Here is a 20,221-nt window from a genome sequence, read left to right as displayed (position 1 = left end):
AAAGTTTAATTGCCCATCAGGTACTTTCTCAATATGTCATTCCTCGATAGGATCTCTGACACACCAAAGCTGAGCAGGTAAGTCACAATAATGGATCCCAGTGTGAGCGCCAGCCCCTGTACCGGGTGATGAATCAGCTGCATCCCCGTTTTAATGCCTTCCAGGAACACACCGTGTACAAGGTAGATGCCCATTGAATTCCTGGACAACACCATCATACCCGGATAGCTACCATTCACCTGGAATAAGAGCAATGGAAACAGCACCGCTACAAAAGCAAGACCGGTCAATACATGTGGTATAAACAGCTGGGCAAAGAACAGCGCCAGTGCCCATACCGGTACCAGGATCTGTAAGCTGGAACCATACTTCGCTTTCACCGTTTCGTAGTTGATGTAAAACAGCATCCCTATAGATGCAGAAATCAGCGAAGGCACGAAGTATAACAGGATATGCCGTGTAAACCAGTCTGCCTGTTTAATATCTGCCGGCGTATACCACAGCACAACAGCAGCAATGAGCACAATACTGCAGATCACCGTATTTGCCGTCTTCCTGTTTCGCACAGCTACATTCAACAATGGAAAGAACAGGATACTCAGGTAGAAAAGGTTCGGCAAATACCATAACTGGTAAGAGCTGCCTTTGAACACGAAAGTTTCTATCCACTTCATTTCAAAAGGCTCGTGTATAAACCTTGCTTTGAACAATCTTATGGCCAGGTAAATGAGGGTCCACAAAAAGAAAGGAATCATCAGTCGCTGGATGCGGGTCACCAGCATCTCTCTAAAGTTCCGGCGCCCCTTTCCGATGATCTGCCAGGCAAAGAGGAACATTGAAATGGCGATAAACACGGGTACCGCATAACTATTCAATGGGTTTAATTTTTTCGTCCAGATACTGCCGGCACAACCATGGATCCATACAACACTAAGAGCGGCAATAGGCCTGATAAAATCAAACCCCGTAATGTGCTGCCTGTCGTTCATGAGCAGGGGTTGTGTCTTTTGATTTAATAATATCACTTACATCGAATCCGTAAATCTGCCTGCTGCCCTCGTGGATGGAATCAAACGCTACCATCGTACCATCTCCTTTCCATCTTGGATGCAGGTCACAGTGCAAACCACTGCGTGTAAAAGCCATCTGCTGAGGCGAAAATGCTTTCAATACCATCTTGTCCACTCCCTGCAGGTAAGGCATAGATTTATCGAGGTCAGGCTGCTGATCCAGCATTTTATAAGTGCCCAGATCCACGCGGCGCTGTGTACTGTATTGAAATAAAAACAAGGTGCGGATGCCTTCACTGTCCGGATAAGTATCACAGATCATCCAATCCCTGTTTGCAGGGCAAAACATCGGATGCCCATCTTCTGTAATCACATCCTTTGCCAGCAATGAATAGGGTGCACCTTCTGCATCTGTAAATAATAACCAGTTGAAACCCGGGTTACTGTTTACACCAGCTTTAGGTTTATACAATAGCTTTTTAATTATTTTTTTACCCTTACCTACTAACCCGGTTGGCAGCATGCGATACAACAATGAGCTACGCAGCTTCTCCACACTACTTCCTGTACGCCCCCAGATGGCAATGTGATTATTATCCTGCCAGTCGAAATGACTTAAAAATCCGGTTGCCAGGCAATGTAATTCAGATCCATCTGTATTGATCGTCATGAGACGTGTTGTCTCACCACCATCTTTCAGTTTATAGCGATGTAAAAAAGCAATTCTTGTTTGAGATGGATTCAGTAACAGGTGGGTGAAGTAATGGTTATTCCCCAGGTTCGCGTTCATCTGGTAACTCGCTACCTCTGCTACAGAAATGATCAATGTTTCTTCATCTGTATATACATTGTGCTTTATGATCCCTGAACCTGAAGGTGCATTTTCACTGGCATATGCATCCGGCAAACCGGTGTAGCCATAGCCACCTACCCTGAATAATCTTGCATAGTCCAGGCCAAAAGCCCAGCCATCATCCGTGATCACATGGGTCGGAAATTCCAGTGGGGTACATTCCCCGGTCCTGGTATTATAGATCTTAGAACGCCATGCATGATTGATCTTATCATTTACAATGAAGAGGTCTGTTTTACCGATCCATTGCTGGCGCGCACCCTGTGGGTAATTGTACGCATACGTCTCTCCCATCTTATGATACTTCCCTTCCTTGTCCAGGTACCCGATATCACAGGGTACATCCGGATTTGGAGGAGTGAGCATATCATCGATCCTTAAGGCCAATAGTTTATCGCCAGCATTATTCCATGCGACCAGGTCATGGAAACCGAAATAAAAGTTTCCTTCTCCCTTAGAAAGTAAAACAGCTTTATGCATACATCGGTTCTTTTTGTAGTATCCAGTTGGAAAATTCACGGGAACGGGTTGTCCAGCTATGCGCTGTAACGTCCAATGGCACACGCTCCAGCTGCTGCCGAACAAGTCCCGTGATCAAATCAGCCAGGGAACCTGGCTGATTATTGTCGAAGTAGTACCCTTCGTCACCAAATATCTCTTTGGGCTCACCAATATTGCAGGTGAATACCGGTTTATGAAATGGAATGTACATGTAGATCTTGCTGGGGCAACGTGCCCAATCCTGTACAGTATCGTTCAATGGAGAAATGAATGCATCGGCAAGTTCAAAATAAGAGCTCAGCATGGTCTCAGGTGCATAACCCAGAAACTCAATATATTCATCAAGTCCATTCGCAGTCACATAGGCCTTTGCTTCGTCCAAATGCCGGCCCCTGCCCAGCAACAATAATTTGATAGCAGGTGTTGTTTTCACCGCTGCTTTGATCGCATCTATCATAGTGAACAGTCCATAGTTCCGGGTCATTGTTCCCATATAAATGAGCACTGTTCTACCGGCATATTTTGCACGCAGTTCATCGAGGTGCAGTTTCGGGGCATCGATCACTTCTGTACTGTAAGCATATGGAGAATACAGCACGGACATACGGCGACGCATGAACTGTTTTGATTTCTTACGATAGAAAGTCTCCAGGTAACGGCTGGCACAAATCAGCTTATCTGCATATACTACAGAGAGTGATTCAATAAAGTGGGCCATGATCTTCTTCAATCCTTTGTTATCAGGGATCCCTGATTGCAGTTCGGAGTGTTCGATCACCATCTGCGGATTGAATCCAAGTGCGCCTTTCCGGATCCAGTTACGGAAACCAAAAGAGCAGAAATAAATATAGTCAGGGCGGATCTTTTTCAGCAGCATAATCTTTTGTTCTACCTCACCATTCATGTTAGCTGGTTTATAATAATAAACAGCTACCTCCGGGCCACACTCGATACCGGCTCTTTCCCTGTTCTCAGCACAATCCATCGCGATGATGGATACTTCCCATCCCAGATCAGCTAACGGATTGGCCATTCCCAGGGCGCGCTTCATAGTAGCTATCGTCGTGATATCCCCCGTCGTCAGGAAGCAGATCTTCTTCTTCATCGTATTCGTCGTTTTTTAATGAATGGTAAATGGTAAGAATAAATGCGATTGTAAGTGGCAGTGTGCTCCGGATATGTGGCAAAGGCGAAAATGGGAAGATCCAGAGTAACTCTATCGTAAAAAATACAAGGATCGGGTAGTAAGGAGTTTCCATCGCTCTTTCATCCATCATGAGTGAGAATCCCCGCTTCATGGTCAGGAAGAAGATGTAAAACATACAGCCCGCAGCAATAATGCCGCCATACACCCAGGCCCCCAATAAGATAGAGTGACTGGGTATCACACCACTGTTATTCAATGCCAGCAAGCGGCTCTTGTCTTTATCCAGGTCCTTGAACATGAGACTGCGGTAATGGTTATCTTCATCTACCGCCCAGGAACCATGCCCTAACCAGGGCGCATCTTTCACGGCTTCGATCGCTACAAAGAATTCCCCGCGCCCCTGCCCCATCAGTGAAATTGGATTATAAGGATTACTTGCTTCTGATAACTGATCTCCCGCATGCTTACCGCCAAACTCACCGGATAGCACCGCATTCACGTAAAACATATAAAGGACCTGAAAGAAGATCACTACAAAAATGGTCAGGCCCAGCTTTCTTGCAAGCGTCATATTCATCAGCACCTTGCGGAAATGAATGATCAACCCGGAAAAAAGAAAGAACATCCCGTTAGAGCGAAAGTCCAGTGCCACATTTGCCAGGCCATACGTCATGATGATGGCCACCGTGAGCATGTCCTTTCGCTTATTATAGGTGTAGAAAGTGATCAGTAAAATGATATTATTGGTAATCGGCGCAATCCTGAACTTAAAGAGTGAATAGTCTTCCATCATCGAAGAGGCATCTCCCTCCAGGTTCGAACTGCCAAAGAGAATCAACCTGACCACTTCGGCACACATAAAGGCAAGGATGATCTTTGGCGTATCGTCGAACATCCTGAACATAAACGTGAAAACCACCAGGGATACGCCAATCGCCGCCCAACCTCTCAGCATGTTGTTCATACTGTTGTCGTTGATCACATCACTCACAACCTGTATCACCAGGAATATAAACATCGCCCGTTGTACCTTCTTCACATCAGGATTGTTGCGATACAATTGTTTGATACGACCAAAATTCAGGGAGTTGAGACCTGCATAAACCTCACTCATAATAAGCGTACCGACAAATGACATCTGCACAGAACTGAGCAGAGAGTACAATACGATCTTTATATTCGATTTGTTCCTGGATAAATTCATGCGCTGATCATACTTTTATATAGTTCAGTTACTTCCTGTGCATATCGTTCCCAGGTATGCCCTGTGCGGATCGTTTCTGCAGCTTTGAGCCCCATTTCCTTTCTGAGGAACAGGTCCGCGCCCAGTTGCTCAATAGCAGCTGCCAGCGCCGGGGCATTATCATCGGGTATTAAAAAACCATTCTCCAGGTGAGTAACCGGTGCCCCGCTATTTACAGTAGTGATCACCGGCAGGCCTGCTGCCATTGCTTCTTTCACAGATTGTGCAGCGCCCTCTACATATGTGGGAAAAATATACAGGTCACTTTTTGCAAGGAATGTTTTCAACTGATCCTGTGGCATAGAACCATGCAGGGTGATACCCGGATGATTCCTGAACCAGTCTGGAATGGAAAATTCGTTTGACACGTTTCCAATCACATCCAGTGTAAAAGGAAAATCTTTTTGCACCAGTTCTTCGATCGCTGCCACAATCAGGTGAGCCCCCTTACGTACCCCGAAATTGCCTGTGAAGACCAAACGAAGCGTACCTGATTCATAAGATTTTTTCAATGAATGAAAGCTCTCATCGATACCCAGGTGAATCACTTTAATCTTATCTGCATCGAAGCCATGCGCCACAAAAGTGTCTTTCACGTAATCAGAATTCACCAGCACTACATCCGCTTCTTCACAATCCTTCAACACATTGTTCCAGAAGCCATCAGAGATGTTGATGTATTTTGAATCCTTACTTTCACTCAATAGTTTGTCCAGTTGTCTTTTAATTTCACCGGGGTGTGCAATGCTATGGTCAACGACCACCTTCATGCCTTGTGCACGGGCTTTTTCTATCGCACCTGCGCGGCCTGCACCACTGCGTACATGAAAGATCTCGCTATTGCGGATGTACTTTCTTGATTCAGTACCAAACGCTTTCCAGCCCATTCTTGCCGCCTTATCTCTCGTTAAAAATTTCTTCCCGGTAAGGATAAACAGGAACTGGATATAAAATTCAGAGAAGCTGCATGTGCGGATCTGCTCTCTCGGAAACCCTTTAGGAGAGCGCTTGCGCAAGCCGTAGGCCAGATTGCTCCGGCCCACCAGCTTCCCCATTGCATTAATAAATTTATCAGGAAAATGCTTGCCGGGTACCCAACCTGTAATCACTTCCACATCTACCCCCTGCTCCTTAATGGCGATAGCAGACTGTATCAGGTGTAGTCTGCCTTGTCCTGTAGAAATAATACTTTTCATAGTTAACTTAGTTCCTTGTGAGCAAGCGTTTAACTCCGTTGGCAACGGGAATTTTCTCAAACAGTAATCTCTTAATCTCTGCGAATGTATCAGGCATAGCCAGGTAAATACCACCCAGGTATAATCCTGAACCAATTGTGGAAATCAGGACCATGACCGTGATGGGATTAGCTCCCAGATAAAGAAAACGGAAGAAGTACCAGCAGCTGCCGTAGCAGAGCAAAGCCAAAGGAATGGGAATCACAAACATCGACAAGGTCTCTTTCCATGTACCTCCCAGCAGCTTAAATCCATTGTACAGCCAGATCGGGCTAATCACCACATAGTAGAATGATACTGCTGTTGCTGTACCATACACACCCCAGGGCAGCGTGGCAGCTACAATGAGGATCACCATCAATATGAGCGAATAAAAAGATTGCTTCGCCATATCGGCAAACTTCCCTTTCAGTCTGAATGGCGTAGACCATAACCATGCAACTGCGCGGAAGGCCATTCCTATTGACAGAATTTCTACCAGTGCTGTCGTCTGCACCCACTTGTCAGAAAGGAACACACGTACAATCCAGTAAGCGGTGGCACCCTGCCAGATAGCAAATGCCGCACCAAAAACGGAGAGATAGGTCACACTCTTTTTAAACATATCCTTTGCACGCTGACTGTCTTTGATAGATGCCAGGCTGGGGAACAATACACTGGGCAGATTGTTGGCCACAAAACCAATTACCTGGATGGACAAACTGAAGGCCATATAATAAATACCTACAATCGTTTTGCTCACCCAAAGGCCCAGCACAATATAATCTGCCTGATCCATGATACGCTGTACAATAGAATTTACAAGCGACCAGGAACTGCTTACAGTCAGGTATTTCCAACGGCGCAGGTGCAGATTGAAATGAACCTTCAGGTGCGTTACCCGGTATTTAACGATCAGTGATACAGCAGATACAATCAGTGGAGGTATCACAAAACTATACACCCCAAATCCCATATAAGCCAGTGCCACTGTCATGACCATGGTGAGCACCGTCTCCATGATACGGATCACGGAAAGCGTTTTAAAATCTAACTCAATACGCAATTTGGTCAGGGGAATTACACTCAGTGCATCCATAGGCGTAGTCAGCGCATAGAATGCTACAAGAATGAAAATATTGTGATCCTTATAGACCAGGCTTCCCACATAACCCAGCACCAGCAGAAAGATACAGGAGACAAATCCGAATACCCATGAGATGCCAAAAGATAAGGGAAGCCAGTTGCTAAAGGCTTTCTGTCGCCTGATCAGTACATCGTTCAAACCAAATTGCTGAATGATCAGACCAATACTGGTTACAGTGTACACAAGGCTGATGAGACCAAATTGCGCAGGTTCCAGCAACCAGGCCAGTACGATCTGACCCAAGATAGAGGTCAACTTAGTAGCACCTGTCTGCATCAACATCCAGCTGATGCTGTTAAATACATGCGATCCTGAAAGATTCTTTTTGTTCAAAACTAAATAGATGACTTAATGAATGAAGATAATTTCTCCTCTTCTGTATCGATGACCTCAAGATTAGGATACATGATTCCATTATCCTTCTTGTGATCAAAGCCTAGTCTGTTAAAGATCCCTGCCCTTGGGCTGTTGGTGAACAAACGGGCAGGCTTGCCAAATGCCAGGCTCACTGCGCAGGAATGTACCCTGTCTGATACAGTGAAGTCTGCCGACTTATACAATGCCAGGTAAGAAAGGAGGTTAAAACTCAAAAACGAATTAGGCAATGCAAAATTGATATGGTTAAACTTCGTGGACACTTCCTGGTTCACCCTTACAATCTTATATCCCTTCACACTCTCCTGCACAGGGCGGAAACGGTTCAGGTGACGGCTAAAGCGGTGACTGAGTCCAAAAAAGGTCTCCTTACGATCCAGTTCTACGTTCTTAATTTCTACCTCCCCATTTATCTTATACAAAGGTTCCAGTTCCCTGTAAAAACTACTGATGAAGAACTTGAAATTGTTATCCAGCTGATCTACCGGCAACATCTTGTTCACCAGGAAGGCGGTGCAGATACCGTTGTAAGAATTCTTTACATAATCCTTAAACTTCAGGTACGTTTCCTGGTCGCGGGATGATAAGAACAAAGGCTGGTACTTTTGGAAAAACTCCCCGGTTTCAATACGCAAAGAATCAGAGATACCGGCGCTGGATGCACTGATCAGGGCATACTGTTCGCCTCTTTCTTTGATCTGTTTGATCTTGTCTTTATAATTCGTCAGTATCTGGCGGATCATTGGACCGGAGAAAATATGCAAATCGGCAGATTGATAATCCATCAGATGAAGGGCATTCTTTTTTTGCCAGTCACTCTTCGGGCGAAATGCTCTGAAGATCGGCCCTTCTTCCATTAATACATTGGCTTCCGGATAGAGTTTTCTTATTAACACGAAAAGTGCGCTCTGGTAAAACCCATCACCTATATTGTTCCAGGTGGAGTTCTCGACTAAGATTTTCATACAGATTCTATTTATTTTACCATCGCCGGCATGACCTCCGGATGGTTTAATGGTACCCTCTTGGCTGTTGAGGTAAACGGTTTTTCAAGGATAAAGTGTAATGCATAAGCGAGCAGCACCACAAAGGCAACCGCCAGCCATACAAACAGAAATGTTCTTGGCATCTGGTTATGGTTTACACGCAATAGTATTCCGTTCGCTAAAATCAATATGGGTGCATGAATGAGATATAATGTGTAAGAGCAATCGCCCAGCCATTTCAGGCGGCCAAAGCCCTGAACCGCTTTCTTCTCCCGGTAGTCCAGCAGCAACAGCAACAGTCCGCTGAAGCCAAAGGCCACGATCTGATCTTTTACCAGTGTAGGTATACCAGAAGTGTGAATGAACGGGATCAATGGAACGATCACTATCAGCGGGTAGATGAGCCAGCGGTTTACCTTTACCCTGCCGGTATAGATATCTGCAATAAATGCACCTACCCACCAGGAGAATAAACAGGCCACTACCTGGTCAAAAAGAATGAACCTTGTCTGGAAGCCTGCTACATAGAGCCCGAAAATGGCTGCCACACCAAGGATTGTCAGCTTTTGAAACTTTTTGTTCGTTAGCAGCAGTATTGGATACAACATGTAGAAATACCATTCATATTTCAGCGACCATATACTACCATTTGAACCAAATACCGGTACATAGGCATCCTGGAGGAAAAAGATATTCCCGACCAGGGATGTCCATGAATGGTAAAAGGTGATATTCTGATTGACAAGTGCTAAAGGTGTAGTATGCGTGTAAATCGAAAACTGGTAATGCGCCACGAGGCTATCACATACGATCGTCAGCAGAAGGGCAAAGAGGTAAGGTGGCATAATACGCTTCAGGCGCTTCATAAAGTACGCCCCGAAGCTGAAATGTGTATCCGGACCTTTAGCTAACTGTAACGCATACTTAAGATGGATCACAAAACCAGAAAGCACAAAGAAAAACAGGACCATCTCATGTCCAAACTTGAACACAGACATACCCAATGCAAATGCTTTGCCGGTCACACCATACGCATCGCCCGCCTGCCTGAACCCCTCACCTCCTTCCCACAGTAGCCAGCGGGCATGCCCTGTAGCAACGTACAGGGCTGCCAGCCCGCGAAGGCCATCGAGAAAGGAAAGATTGGTCTTAACCGGTAATAGCTTCGCCATATTTTTTAATTAACCAATGAGATGTTCAAATTGTGCAACGGATTCTTTGCGGAACAGCTCAACATCTGCCGCTACCATTTCCTTCACCAGTTCAGGCAGATCGTATTTTGGCTGCCAGTCCAGTTTTGTCATTGCTTTGGTAGGATCGCCTATCAGCAGTTCTACTTCTGTAGGACGGAAGTAAGCAGCATCTACAGCTACTACTTCTTTGCCAATTGGTAATACAAATTCCTTATTACGGCAGGCAGTTACAACCGCAACTTCTTTTTCACCCTTGCCGGTGAAAGCCAGTTCAATACCCAGTTCATCAAATGCCATTCTTACGAAATCACGCACAGGCGTAGTAATACCGGTTGCAATCACGTAGTCTTCGGCCGTATCCTGCTGGAGGATGCGCCACATGGCTTCCACATAATCTTTTGCATGGCCCCAGTCACGACGTGCATCCAGGTTACCGAGGTACATTTTATCCTGCAGGCCCAGGGCGATAGCAGCTACCCCACGGGTGATCTTGCGGGTTACGAAAGTTTCACCACGCAGCGGACTTTCGTGGTTGAAGAGAATGCCATTGCAGGCAAACATACCGTAAGCTTCACGATAGTTTACAGTGATCCAGTAAGCATACAGTTTTGCCACTGCGTAGGGGCTACGTGGATAGAATGGTGTGGTTTCGCGCTGAGGTACTTCCTGCACCAGACCATAGAGTTCTGAAGTGCTGGCCTGGTACACGCGGGTCTTTTTGTCCAGCTTCAGGATGCGGAGGGCTTCGAGAATACGAAGGGTACCGATACCATCAGCATTGGCAGTATATTCAGGTGTGTCAAAGCTTACTTTTACATGACTCATGGCAGCGAGGTTGTAGATCTCATCAGGTTGTGTTTCCTGGATGATGCGGATCAGGTTAGTGCTGTCTGTCATATCGCCATAGTGCAGTTTGAAACGCACGTTCGGGTCGTGAGGGTCCTGGTAAAGGTGGTCGATTCTATCGGTATTGATCAGGGAAGCACGGCGTTTGATACCATGAACCATGTATCCTTTTTCTAATAATAGTTCTGACAGGTAGGCTCCGTCTTGTCCGTTAACACCGGTTATTAAGGCCACTTTCATATTATATGAGTTTTTAGAGTTGTTTAAATTTTATTTGCATTTCCGCAAAACCGCCGGAGGCTCCCCCGGAGTTTTTCTTACTTATTTTGTAATTACCTCAATTGCATTTGGCTGCGTAGTGCCGATGCCGTAGGCAACTATCCCCTTCTTCTTCAAATAAGGTAAGTCGTAAATATTCCTTCCATCAAACACCACCACTCCCTTCATCCTGCTCCAATCCGGCAATCTGAAATCATTCCACTCCGTCACTAAGGCCACCGCATCTGCACCCTCCACCGCATGATACATATCCTCACACCATACCACGGAATCTCCCAGCGTATGCTTCGCCTCTTCCATTGCTACCGGATCAAACACCCTCACTATCGCACCTGCTTCCAGCAATGCACTGATCAGTACCAGACTTGCCGCCTCTCTCATATCGTCCGTACCAGGTTTAAACGACAGGCCCCAGATACCAAACGTTACCCCGGCCAGCTCGCCATCATAATGATTCCTGATCTTATCAAACAGTACCAGCTTCTGGTCATTATTCACCGCTTCCACCGCTTCCAGAATACGCAGCGTATGCCCATACTCTTTCCCTGTTTTTACCAGGGCTTTCACATCTTTCGGGAAACAACTCCCCCCATATCCAATTCCCGGGTAAATAAAACTGGTACCAATACGTGCATCAGAGCCAATCCCCTTCCTCACCATATTCACATCTGCGCCTACCAGGTCACACAGGTTGGCTATATCATTAATAAAAGAAATTTTCGTTGCCAGCATCGCATTCGCTGCATACTTTGTCATTTCTGCAGATGCGATGTCCATGAAAATAATCGGCCTTCCATTCAGCAAAAAAGGTCTGTACAATTGTTCCAGCACTTCCTTACTTCTATCGCTATTCACACCCACCACAATCCTGTCCGGTTTCAGAAAATCCTGCACGGCAGCACCTTCTTTCAGGAACTCAGGATTAGAGGCCACATCATAATCAAGGAGTGTATCGCGGTGTTGCAGGGCCTGTTTAATTTCCCTGTTCACTTTCACCGCAGTACCTACCGGTACTGTAGACTTAGTCACTACTACGAGATAGTCAGTCATAGACTGCCCGATCTCTTTTGCCACCTGCAATACGTATTGCAGGTCTGCACTACCATCTTCACCCGGAGGTGTACCTACCGCAATAAAAGCAACCGCTGCACCGGGAATCACCGCTGCCAGGTTAGTGCTGAAAGACAGTCTGCCATTGGCTGCATTGCGGGTCACAATTTCTTCCAGGCCGGGTTCATAAATAGGAAGGATACCCTGCTCCAGGTTCCTGATCTTTGTTCTATTCACATCCACACACACTACTTCAGTTCCAACCTCTGCCAGGCATGCGCCGGTCACTAAACCGACATAGCCGGTACCTATAACAATTACTTTCATCAGTTTACTTGATTATCATTTGTGAGCAATAGAAAAAACTCAGCTAACGGCCATATGTCGCTTCTTCAGGAAATCCGCGTACGCTTGTACCAATCCTTCTTTCAACCCGGTCGTATGTTTCCATCCCAGGCTATGCAGTTTGGAAACATCCATCAGTTTACGTGGAGTGCCATCAGGTTTGGATGGGTCAAATACAATTTTGCCATCATAGCAAACCACATCTTTCACCGTTTCAGCCAGTTCTTTGATGCTCAGGTCTTCGCCGGTGCCAATGTTTACCAGTTCTTTGCCATCATAGTGCAGCATCAGGTATACACAGGCAGCTGCCAGGTCGTCTGCAAACAAAAATTCACGGCGGGGCGTACCACTACCCCATACGGATACACTGGGTTTACCCGCTTCTTTTGCTTCATGAAAGCGGCGGATCAGTGCTGGTAATACGTGTGAATTCTCAGGATGATAATTGTCCCCTATGCCGTAGAGATTTGTTGGCATCACGCTGATATAATTGCAACCGTATTGGTCACGGTATGCTTCACAGAGTTTGATACCCGCAATTTTGGCAATGGCGTAAGGCTCATTGGTCATTTCCAGTGGCCCTGTCAGCAGGCTATCCTCTGTGAGTGGCTGAGGTGCCAGCTTTGGATAGATGCAGGAGCTACCCAGGAACATCAGTTTTTTAACACCGTGTTTGTAAGCAGCATGGATGATGTTGGCTTCCATCATCAGGTTATCGTACAGGAACTCTGCACGGTAAGTATTGTTGGCATAGATTCCACCTACTTTTGCCGCAGCAAGGAATACGTAATCCGGTTGTTCGCTGGCAAAGAACCCGTCAACAGCCGCTTGATTACGCAGGTCCAGGTCCACAGAACTACGGGTGAGCAGGTTATTATACCCTAAAGTTTGCAATCTTCTTTTGATAGCACCGCCTACCATGCCGCGGTGACCTGCTATATAAATTTTATCATTTAGTTGCATAGTGATAGTTTAAAGTAATTCCGGTCTGTTTTCTTTTACCCACTGGTGTAGCTGCTTCACTTCCTGTCCTTTGCCTTTTTGCAAAATGAGTAAGGCTTCAGGTGTGTTCACTACCACTACATTTTCCACCCCTACCAGTGCTACCAGTTTATCTTTGCCAAGTACCATGCTGTTCACAGGGTCACTCTGGATAAAGACAGCCTGGTTGTTGCTGTACTGGTAATGTTTGGCGAGCGCTTCGGCCAGAGCTTCATACCCTCCTACATCACTCCATTCCATTGTACTGGGTATTACTTTTACAATATTGCTTTTCTCTAACACGGCATAGTCAATACTGTCAGCAGGAATTGCTTCCATGGTCGTTTGCAGGATCCGTCCTGATTCCAGGAATTCATCAGCAGCAATGGCAGCGGCGGTATAGATAGCAGGTGCATACAATTCCAGCTGTTGCAACAATACGTTTGCTTTACCACAAAAGATCCCGCTGTTCCAGAGGTAGTCTCCGCTGTCGAGCATAGCTTCGGCAGTAAGGGGGTCCGGCTTTTCAGTAAAGCGGAGTACATCATTGCCATCATATTGAATGTACCCGTAGCCTGTTTCAGGATAAGCGGGCCGAAGGCCGATCGTAACGAGGTGATTATCTGCCGCCAGTTTCTCTGCCTGGAAAATTGTCTGTGCATAGACGTCTGGCGTACCAATGAGGTGATCTGCAGGTGTAATAAGGAGGATCGTTTCAGGATCGGCGATGAAAGCAGCTAAAGCAATGGCAGCAGCGGTATTTCTACCTACAGGTTCAGCAATCCAGCGGGCATGTTCGGCACCTGAATTATGCAGCTGATCTGTAACAGTAGTAACCTGTTGTTCATTTACAATGGCCAGCACGCTGTCGCAGGCAAACGCATTACGCTGCCAGGTGAGCTGCAATAAGCTCTGACCGTCAAATAAGGGCAGCAGTTGTTTAGGCGTCTGTTTATTAGACAGCGGCCAGAGGCGGGTTCCAGATCCGCCACAAAGGAGTATATGTTGCATGGAAAGCGGGTTAAAGCGAAACGTTAGAAGGGTGTTGCCTGTATTGATTGCTGTTGATGAGCACCAGTTCGCTTTTTTTAACAGTAGCAGTGAGGGCAAATCCCATGCTGTACAACACAGCTTTCACCGTATTTTTACCAGCTTCTACTACCCTGCCACGCTGATGCATGAGTGGGCCTGCTGTGATCTGGATAAAATCGTTCTGGTGAATCGGGAAACTTTCAACTTCCACATTGTCGTATTCATGCAGAAAGCGTTTGATCAGATCAATCTCATGCTCAGGAATACAGGCAGGTTTACCCAGCCAGTATACGAAATTTACGATACCACTTGTTTCCCGCACAATCGTTTTCATCTTCTCAGGAATACGCACAAACACGTAAGATTTAAACAATGGTTCTTCAATTACTTTCTTACGATCACTCCACTGGTGTGTGACACGGTTGATAGGGCAGTAAGTTTCGATCTGCTTACGAATTAGCAATTCTGCGACTTTCTTTTCCCATCTGGGTTTGGTATACACCGCATACCAGGATTTCAGATTCTGTTCCATGGGAATGGTTTTAACGGTTAAAAAATCGAGGCTGTGTTTGGTGGAATTTACAAAGACAAGCGGTGGGCATGGATGCTGAGTGGAAGGCATAGCTTCGCCTCCTCAGTCACATGAGTGTCTTAAAGCGTTTCAGTAAATATTGCATTGCAGACTTTGAACGGTGTGTATGTAACCCTTTTATTTAAATAAGCGGGTTAGCCCTTTTTTATTTGTAGAACCGTTCTGATGTTCGTCTGTATACCCATAGCCATACCCATTGCCATTACCATAGCCATAGCCATTGCCATAACCATAGGCATAACCCGGTATACCCCTCATTTTAATACCGTTGAATACGATATTTAGTTTTCCCAGTTCCTGTGTGTGATATAACTCATCTATCATGCGGAGATGGAACTTAGGTGTGCGCTGGTGACGTACCACATACAGGGTTGCATCTGTAAATGGCGCCAGCAGGCGGGCATCTGTTACCGGACCTACCGGTGCGGTATCAAGGATGATATAATCAAAAGTTGCACTAAGCGACGCTAATAACTGTTCCAGCCTGCCATTCAGAATCAGCTCTGTTGGATTTGGAGGGATCACCCCGGATGACAGCACGTGGAAATACTCGTTTCCTTCCAGTGGTTTCTTCAGGATCTCACCCAATACTGCCTGACCAATCAGGTAATTGCTGATCCCGGGTGTATGAGATACCCCCAGCATCTTGCTTACCTTTGGCTTGCGCAGGTCAAATTCCAGCAGCACTACCTTCTTTTTCATCAAAGAGAGGCTTATAGCCAGGTTAATGGCAATAAAGCTCTTACCCTCACCTGAGATAGAAGAAGTGACCATAATGGTCTTATTTGGCCCATTAATGCCAATATAGCTGAGGGATGTACGCAATGCCCGGAATTGTTCCGCTACTGCTGTACGGCGATTTTCAGTGATGGCAATCGGATGGGCTTTGTCGTCCTGCATAATTTCTGCCACTATGGGTGCTGAAGTAGCCTTCTCAATGTCAACACGGAACAATACATCCCTGTTGAACATATCCTTGATGGAGATAAATCCGGCTACTGCCGCAATACCTCCGATTACAGCGAGACCGAGTATCATGGACCTCCGCGGGCTGAAAGGGAAAGAATCTGCTTCTGCTGCATCTACGATACGGCTGTCTGAAATAGCCGCAGCATATTGCAGGGCAGTTTCTTCTCTCTTTTCCAGCAGGAAGGTGTAAATATTATTCTTAATGACCTGCTGACGGCTGATGGCCAACAGTGCTCTTTCTTTGCTGGGAACAGTTCTGAGAATGCTGCTATACTTTGCATTATCCACCACCAGCTTTTGCTTACCGGCTTCCAGGTTTGCACGCAGGCTGCGGATGTTCTCCAGGATAGCAGGTGCCAGTTTCTTTTTCTGATCTGCCAGGCTTGCCAGGAGCGGGCTGTTTTCTCCCGTTGTTTTCTTCAGTCTAGTCAGCTGCATTTCAGTTTCAGAAAGACGGTTCACAAGTTCCAGCAATACAGGATCCGTCAGACCCAGTGTAGCCGGCACCATATTTTCATCTTCCCTTCTGCCTTTTACATAATCTTCTATCGATTGTAAAACTGACAACTGCATATTCGCTTCGCTCAGTTTTGTATCGTTGTCTTTTACACTTTCGAGGAACATTTTGCTTTGTTCGCCGATATCCACTAATCCTTCATCCGTTTTAAACTTTTCGATCTCACCTTCTACCTGCCCCAGTTCATTGGTCACGATGCGAAGGCGTTCCTCTACGAATGCCATGGTTTTGGCGCTCATTCTATTCTTATCATCGATAGCTGCAGCATCATATACTTTCATCAGTTCATTCAGCACCGCTTCACCTCTCGCAGGTACCACATCGTTGTATTCAAGGCTGATCACATTTGCCTGTTTATTTGCCTGTCCAACTTTGAGGTTAGCGATCATTTGTAAAGTAAGAACTTTCTCACCGGAGATGTGTACAAAATAGTTGTGTTTACCATTATCGTTCACATTTCCAGGCAGGAAAATCATACGACCCCATTGGGTTTGAACGGTATCGCCCAGGTGATAAGTATTATTACCTACTGACACCTGCTGTGTGGCATCGTTTACTTTGAGCGGCAGCCTTCTGTTCTCCAGCGGCGCTACATGACCGGGGTCCAGGAACACCATTTTTACAGGTGTTTGCTGATAGACTACCACGTCTCTGATCTTACCGTCTTCCACTACTTCGCCATACAGGTTTAAGTGTTGAATTACTTGCCTGGCCAGTGTTTTGGATTTCAATATTTCAATTTCATTATCTATCTGTTTACCGGAGCCAAAGATGTCCAGCGAAGAAAGCACAGAGCCATCCATGCCCTTTGCATCATCTTTTATGAGCAGAGAGGCTGTGATCCTGTATACAGGAGTAGCGTAACGCAGGTAAACAAATGCACCTGCAAAAGCAATCAGGCCAGCCAGCACAAATAAAGGCCAGTAAGGCTGATAACGGCTTCTGAGCAGTTCCAGCAGATTGGTCTGATCCTCCTGCTGCTTACGGATATCGGTTTTCTTTCTTTGCATGTAATTCTGCCAGGGTGTTAATAAAGAATGGGGTTAGTAATAAGCATGACACTTAACGAGACCTGCCAGGTCCGGTTGCATAGTTCCTCAATAAAATCAATAGCTTTGTGTCTCTAATTATGTATCACTAACCTGTCTAAAATAATTACCAGCAGTGAAATACTACTAATAATGATTGGTAATACCTGTCTTGTTGTATTGGTGCTGGCCACCTTTGCTTTGGTAGGCTCCACATACACAACATCATTGGAACGCAGGTAATAATAAGGCGATGATAACAGCGATCTGTCATTTAGATTAAGTCGCTTCACTGTTCTGGTTCCATCGTCGCTTTCACGGATCAGCATTACGTTATCTCTCTTACCGAATGTCGTAATATCGCCGGCTAAGCCCAGTGCTTCCAACACGGTGACCCTGTCATTACTGACATTCACAACCTGTGGTCTGGCAACTTCCCCGATTACGGTTATACGATAATTAAGGAATCGTACACTGACTACCGGATCTACGAGTAACTTACGTTCTGTAAGCTGATCACGTATTGTTTTGGTAAGCTGGGCTTTCGTGAGCCCTGTGACCCTTACCTGGCCTAATACAGGATACTGTATATATCCTGCATCATCTACTAAAAATCCTGTTGCCTGGGGTCCGCTACTCGCAGTTCCGCCCACGGCCGCCATACTAGGCGTGTTGTAGATTACTGCATCCTCCGCGTTCATTGAACTAACCGTGATTTGCAGAATGTCATTTTTCTGTATTACCGGCTCAAAATTTCCTGTTATGGGTGCCAATACGGTATCGGGCAAATCGTGAAAATACACAGACTGCTTCGTACTAACACAAGACATAAAGAAACAGCAGATAAGGACCGGAAAAACGATTCGGGTTAAATAATCCTTACTTAAAGACATTTCCAATTATTATTTAGGTTTTTCTTCCGCGCTTTCCGTACTACAATATTAGTTTATCAAGCCCTCTGACACTATTACTTACTAGAGTATAAATCGGAGTATTAACACAAACGTGTGTACTAGAGAAAGTAGTGCCTATACAGGCAACACAGCTCATAATCCGAAAAACTGATTTGAATAAAATCCCGTAAAACCCACAAATAACAGGGCTGTACACAGGCTATTCGACCAGATTTTTGAAATCAACTCGGATTTTGTAGCAACATTTAATTTTTGATATACTTTTTTCAGATGTTGGTTGACAGTAAAGACAGTAACAAATAACTTGTCTGCCATTTCCTTATATGAGTAGCCCTCTTTGAGCAGCGCCAGTAATTCATATTCCCTTTTTGTGAGTTTATGCCTGACATCTTCTAATGGATCTTTATTAATATGGTTAATCAACAAGTGGGCTGCTTTTGGGGACAATGTTCCTCCTTCACTGATAGCATCTAATATCGAATGATAGATCTCCATCAGGCGACTTGTCTTAATGATATACCCGTTCGCACCGTTGCGAATCGACTCTATTACATAGTGCTTACCATCATGTCCGGAAAGAACAATGATCTTGGCTTCAGGATATACCCGACGCAGCTCCTGCATCCCTTGTATGCCTGATTCTCCGGGCAGGGAGATGTCTAAAAGAATAACATTTACATCTACCTCCCTGAAGGAGAGCTCTCTAAACTCCTCCATAGATTTGCATGCGAAAACAACTTTACATTCCTGGAAATCCTCGAGAAATTCCCGATAGTTATTCAACTGGAAATAGTTGTCCTCTATAATTCCGATGTTGATCATAGGTGCTTAATTAACTTGGTTATTTATCCCAATATGATATGGTCTATTCTAAAATTATTACAAACTCATTCAAACAAAAATGATTCCAGAATAGCCGGGACGGGTATGAAATTTTAATTAACAACCGAGCAGAACCTTACATATTATGGTTTAATCTTCACTATTCTATTGTTGCTATTGCAAAAAATTCTATGTGTCTACTTTGGTTAACGTTCTGGCAAAAAAATTGTTTAGCTATATTTAAATGGTAGTTTAAAATTAATGATTTTATGAGAGATTTTTAGCTTTATAATTAAATAGTTAATGATTATCTTGTCCATCTTAATTAAAAGGCTACCCCCACAACACCCGTAACAAATATTAGTTTAATTACTATGTGAACAATTTTCTACAAGTCGTGCATACCACAAATCAGCAGATGCACGTTAACCGTAGGCACATGAAAAGAGAAGAAACTATTACATCAGCTGATGCAGCTAATTTGTTGAATAACGCCAGCAATATCATTGCTATTACATCGCATGAATTTAAAACGCCGCTGACCGCCATATCAGCTGTTGTAGAATTATTGGCAGCAAGACTGCATTCCAGCCAGCAAATGGATGCATTCTATGAGAAAAACCTGTCGCGTATTACAACAGAAATTTTCAGACTCAATAGCATGCTCGATGAAATGCTTACGATCAATAGTATCATGTCTGGTCGCATGTCATTGAACAAACAAGTGATTGACCTCGTTCAGCTGCTCACAACACTGCGGTCTAATTACTTTGCAGATCCGGAAGATACCCGTAGCTTCGAACTCCTTGTAACAGGTATTCCGCAGGGTATATATGCCGACACTAATCAGCTGACCAGGATTTTTATGAACCTTGTGGGAAATGCCTTTAAGTTTTCAAGAGAAAAAGCACCGGTAGTCACAGTAGATTTTGAAGCGCAGCAGGTAACGATCCGGGTTACTGATGATGGTATAGGTATTCCTGCCGCAGACCTCCCGCAATTATTCACGCCCTTCTTCAGGGCAAGTAATGTAAATGAAATTGCAGGTACAGGATTAGGGTTGTCAATTGTTAAAACATTTGTTCAGGAAAATAATGGCACTATTACTGTAGAGAGTGTAGTTGGTGAAGGCAGTACATTCACCCTTTCCTTTCTATATCATTCGGATTCTCTATAG

17 protein-coding genes are annotated in these 20,221 nt (G+C 45.1%); 1 reads left to right on the top strand and 16 read right to left on the bottom strand.

What is annotated here, in order from left to right; genetic code table 11:
- Window positions 1-5: 5 nt before the first annotated feature.
- From U0033_RS29230 to U0033_RS29155, 16 genes are all read right to left on the bottom strand, one after another.
- Window positions 6-989 (bottom strand): acyltransferase family protein, encoded by a 984-nt coding sequence (locus U0033_RS29230; RefSeq protein ID WP_072361918.1) that lies wholly within the window; start codon window positions 987-989, stop codon window positions 6-8.
- Window positions 958-2,343, bottom strand: coding sequence for a hypothetical protein (locus tag U0033_RS29225; RefSeq protein WP_072361915.1), 1,386 nt, complete (start codon window positions 2,341-2,343; stop codon window positions 958-960). The genes U0033_RS29230 and U0033_RS29225 overlap by 32 nt, the downstream gene beginning before the upstream one ends.
- Window positions 2,336-3,469, bottom strand: coding sequence for a glycosyltransferase family 4 protein (locus tag U0033_RS29220; RefSeq protein ID WP_083571551.1), 1,134 nt, complete (start codon window positions 3,467-3,469; stop codon window positions 2,336-2,338). The genes U0033_RS29225 and U0033_RS29220 overlap by 8 nt, the downstream gene beginning before the upstream one ends.
- The gene (locus U0033_RS29215; RefSeq protein WP_143150736.1) at window positions 3,378-4,715 is read right to left on the bottom strand and encodes a hypothetical protein; all 1,338 of its coding nucleotides are present in this window, start codon (window positions 4,713-4,715) and stop codon (window positions 3,378-3,380) included. The genes U0033_RS29220 and U0033_RS29215 overlap by 92 nt, the downstream gene beginning before the upstream one ends.
- Window positions 4,712-5,950: a glycosyltransferase family 4 protein gene (locus tag U0033_RS29210; RefSeq protein ID WP_072361906.1), complete on the bottom strand. Its 1,239-nt coding sequence runs from the start codon at window positions 5,948-5,950 to the stop codon at window positions 4,712-4,714. The genes U0033_RS29215 and U0033_RS29210 overlap by 4 nt, the downstream gene beginning before the upstream one ends.
- Before the next feature lie 7 nt (window positions 5,951-5,957).
- Window positions 5,958-7,448, bottom strand: coding sequence for an oligosaccharide flippase family protein (locus U0033_RS29205; protein WP_072361903.1), 1,491 nt, complete (start codon window positions 7,446-7,448; stop codon window positions 5,958-5,960).
- Window positions 7,449-7,450: 2 nt separating this feature from the next.
- Window positions 7,451-8,455 carry a polysaccharide pyruvyl transferase family protein gene (locus U0033_RS29200; protein ID WP_072361900.1) on the bottom strand — a complete coding sequence of 335 codons (1,005 nt, stop codon included), beginning with the start codon at window positions 8,453-8,455 and terminating at the stop codon, window positions 7,451-7,453.
- 11 nt (window positions 8,456-8,466) lie between these two features.
- Window positions 8,467-9,648 (bottom strand): acyltransferase family protein, encoded by a 1,182-nt coding sequence (locus U0033_RS29195; RefSeq protein WP_072361896.1) that lies wholly within the window; start codon window positions 9,646-9,648, stop codon window positions 8,467-8,469.
- Between the two features lie 9 nt (window positions 9,649-9,657).
- The gene (gmd, locus tag U0033_RS29190) at window positions 9,658-10,755 is read right to left on the bottom strand and encodes a GDP-mannose 4,6-dehydratase (protein ID WP_072361893.1); all 1,098 of its coding nucleotides are present in this window, start codon (window positions 10,753-10,755) and stop codon (window positions 9,658-9,660) included.
- 81 nt (window positions 10,756-10,836) lie between these two features.
- Window positions 10,837-12,171: a UDP-glucose dehydrogenase family protein gene (locus U0033_RS29185; RefSeq protein WP_072361890.1), complete on the bottom strand. Its 1,335-nt coding sequence runs from the start codon at window positions 12,169-12,171 to the stop codon at window positions 10,837-10,839.
- 39 nt (window positions 12,172-12,210) lie between these two features.
- A complete protein-coding gene (gene fcl / locus U0033_RS29180) occupies window positions 12,211-13,152 on the bottom strand; it encodes a GDP-L-fucose synthase (RefSeq protein ID WP_072361887.1) in 942 nt (313 codons plus the stop codon).
- Window positions 13,153-13,161: 9 nt separating this feature from the next.
- Window positions 13,162-14,181: a mannose-1-phosphate guanylyltransferase gene (locus U0033_RS29175; RefSeq protein ID WP_072361884.1), complete on the bottom strand. Its 1,020-nt coding sequence runs from the start codon at window positions 14,179-14,181 to the stop codon at window positions 13,162-13,164.
- Between the two features lie 10 nt (window positions 14,182-14,191).
- Window positions 14,192-14,734, bottom strand: coding sequence for a UpxY family transcription antiterminator (locus U0033_RS29170; protein WP_072361881.1), 543 nt, complete (start codon window positions 14,732-14,734; stop codon window positions 14,192-14,194).
- A 177-nt stretch (window positions 14,735-14,911) separates the two neighbouring features.
- The gene (locus tag U0033_RS29165; RefSeq protein ID WP_072361879.1) at window positions 14,912-17,290 is read right to left on the bottom strand and encodes a GumC family protein; all 2,379 of its coding nucleotides are present in this window, start codon (window positions 17,288-17,290) and stop codon (window positions 14,912-14,914) included.
- Window positions 17,291-17,403: 113 nt separating this feature from the next.
- The gene (locus tag U0033_RS29160; protein ID WP_245801777.1) at window positions 17,404-18,138 is read right to left on the bottom strand and encodes a polysaccharide biosynthesis/export family protein; all 735 of its coding nucleotides are present in this window, start codon (window positions 18,136-18,138) and stop codon (window positions 17,404-17,406) included.
- A 216-nt stretch (window positions 18,139-18,354) separates the two neighbouring features.
- The gene (locus U0033_RS29155) at window positions 18,355-19,044 is read right to left on the bottom strand and encodes a response regulator (protein WP_072361873.1); all 690 of its coding nucleotides are present in this window, start codon (window positions 19,042-19,044) and stop codon (window positions 18,355-18,357) included.
- Between the two features lie 439 nt (window positions 19,045-19,483).
- Here U0033_RS29155 and U0033_RS29150 point away from each other — a divergent pair, with 439 nt between their 5' ends.
- A complete protein-coding gene (locus U0033_RS29150) occupies window positions 19,484-20,221 on the top strand; it encodes a sensor histidine kinase (protein ID WP_177318608.1) in 738 nt (245 codons plus the stop codon).

It is taken from the genome of Chitinophaga sancti (assembly GCF_034424315.1).
GTDB lineage: Bacteria > Bacteroidota > Bacteroidia > Chitinophagales > Chitinophagaceae > Chitinophaga > Chitinophaga sancti.
This window is presented reverse-complemented; position numbering and strand designations above follow the sequence as displayed.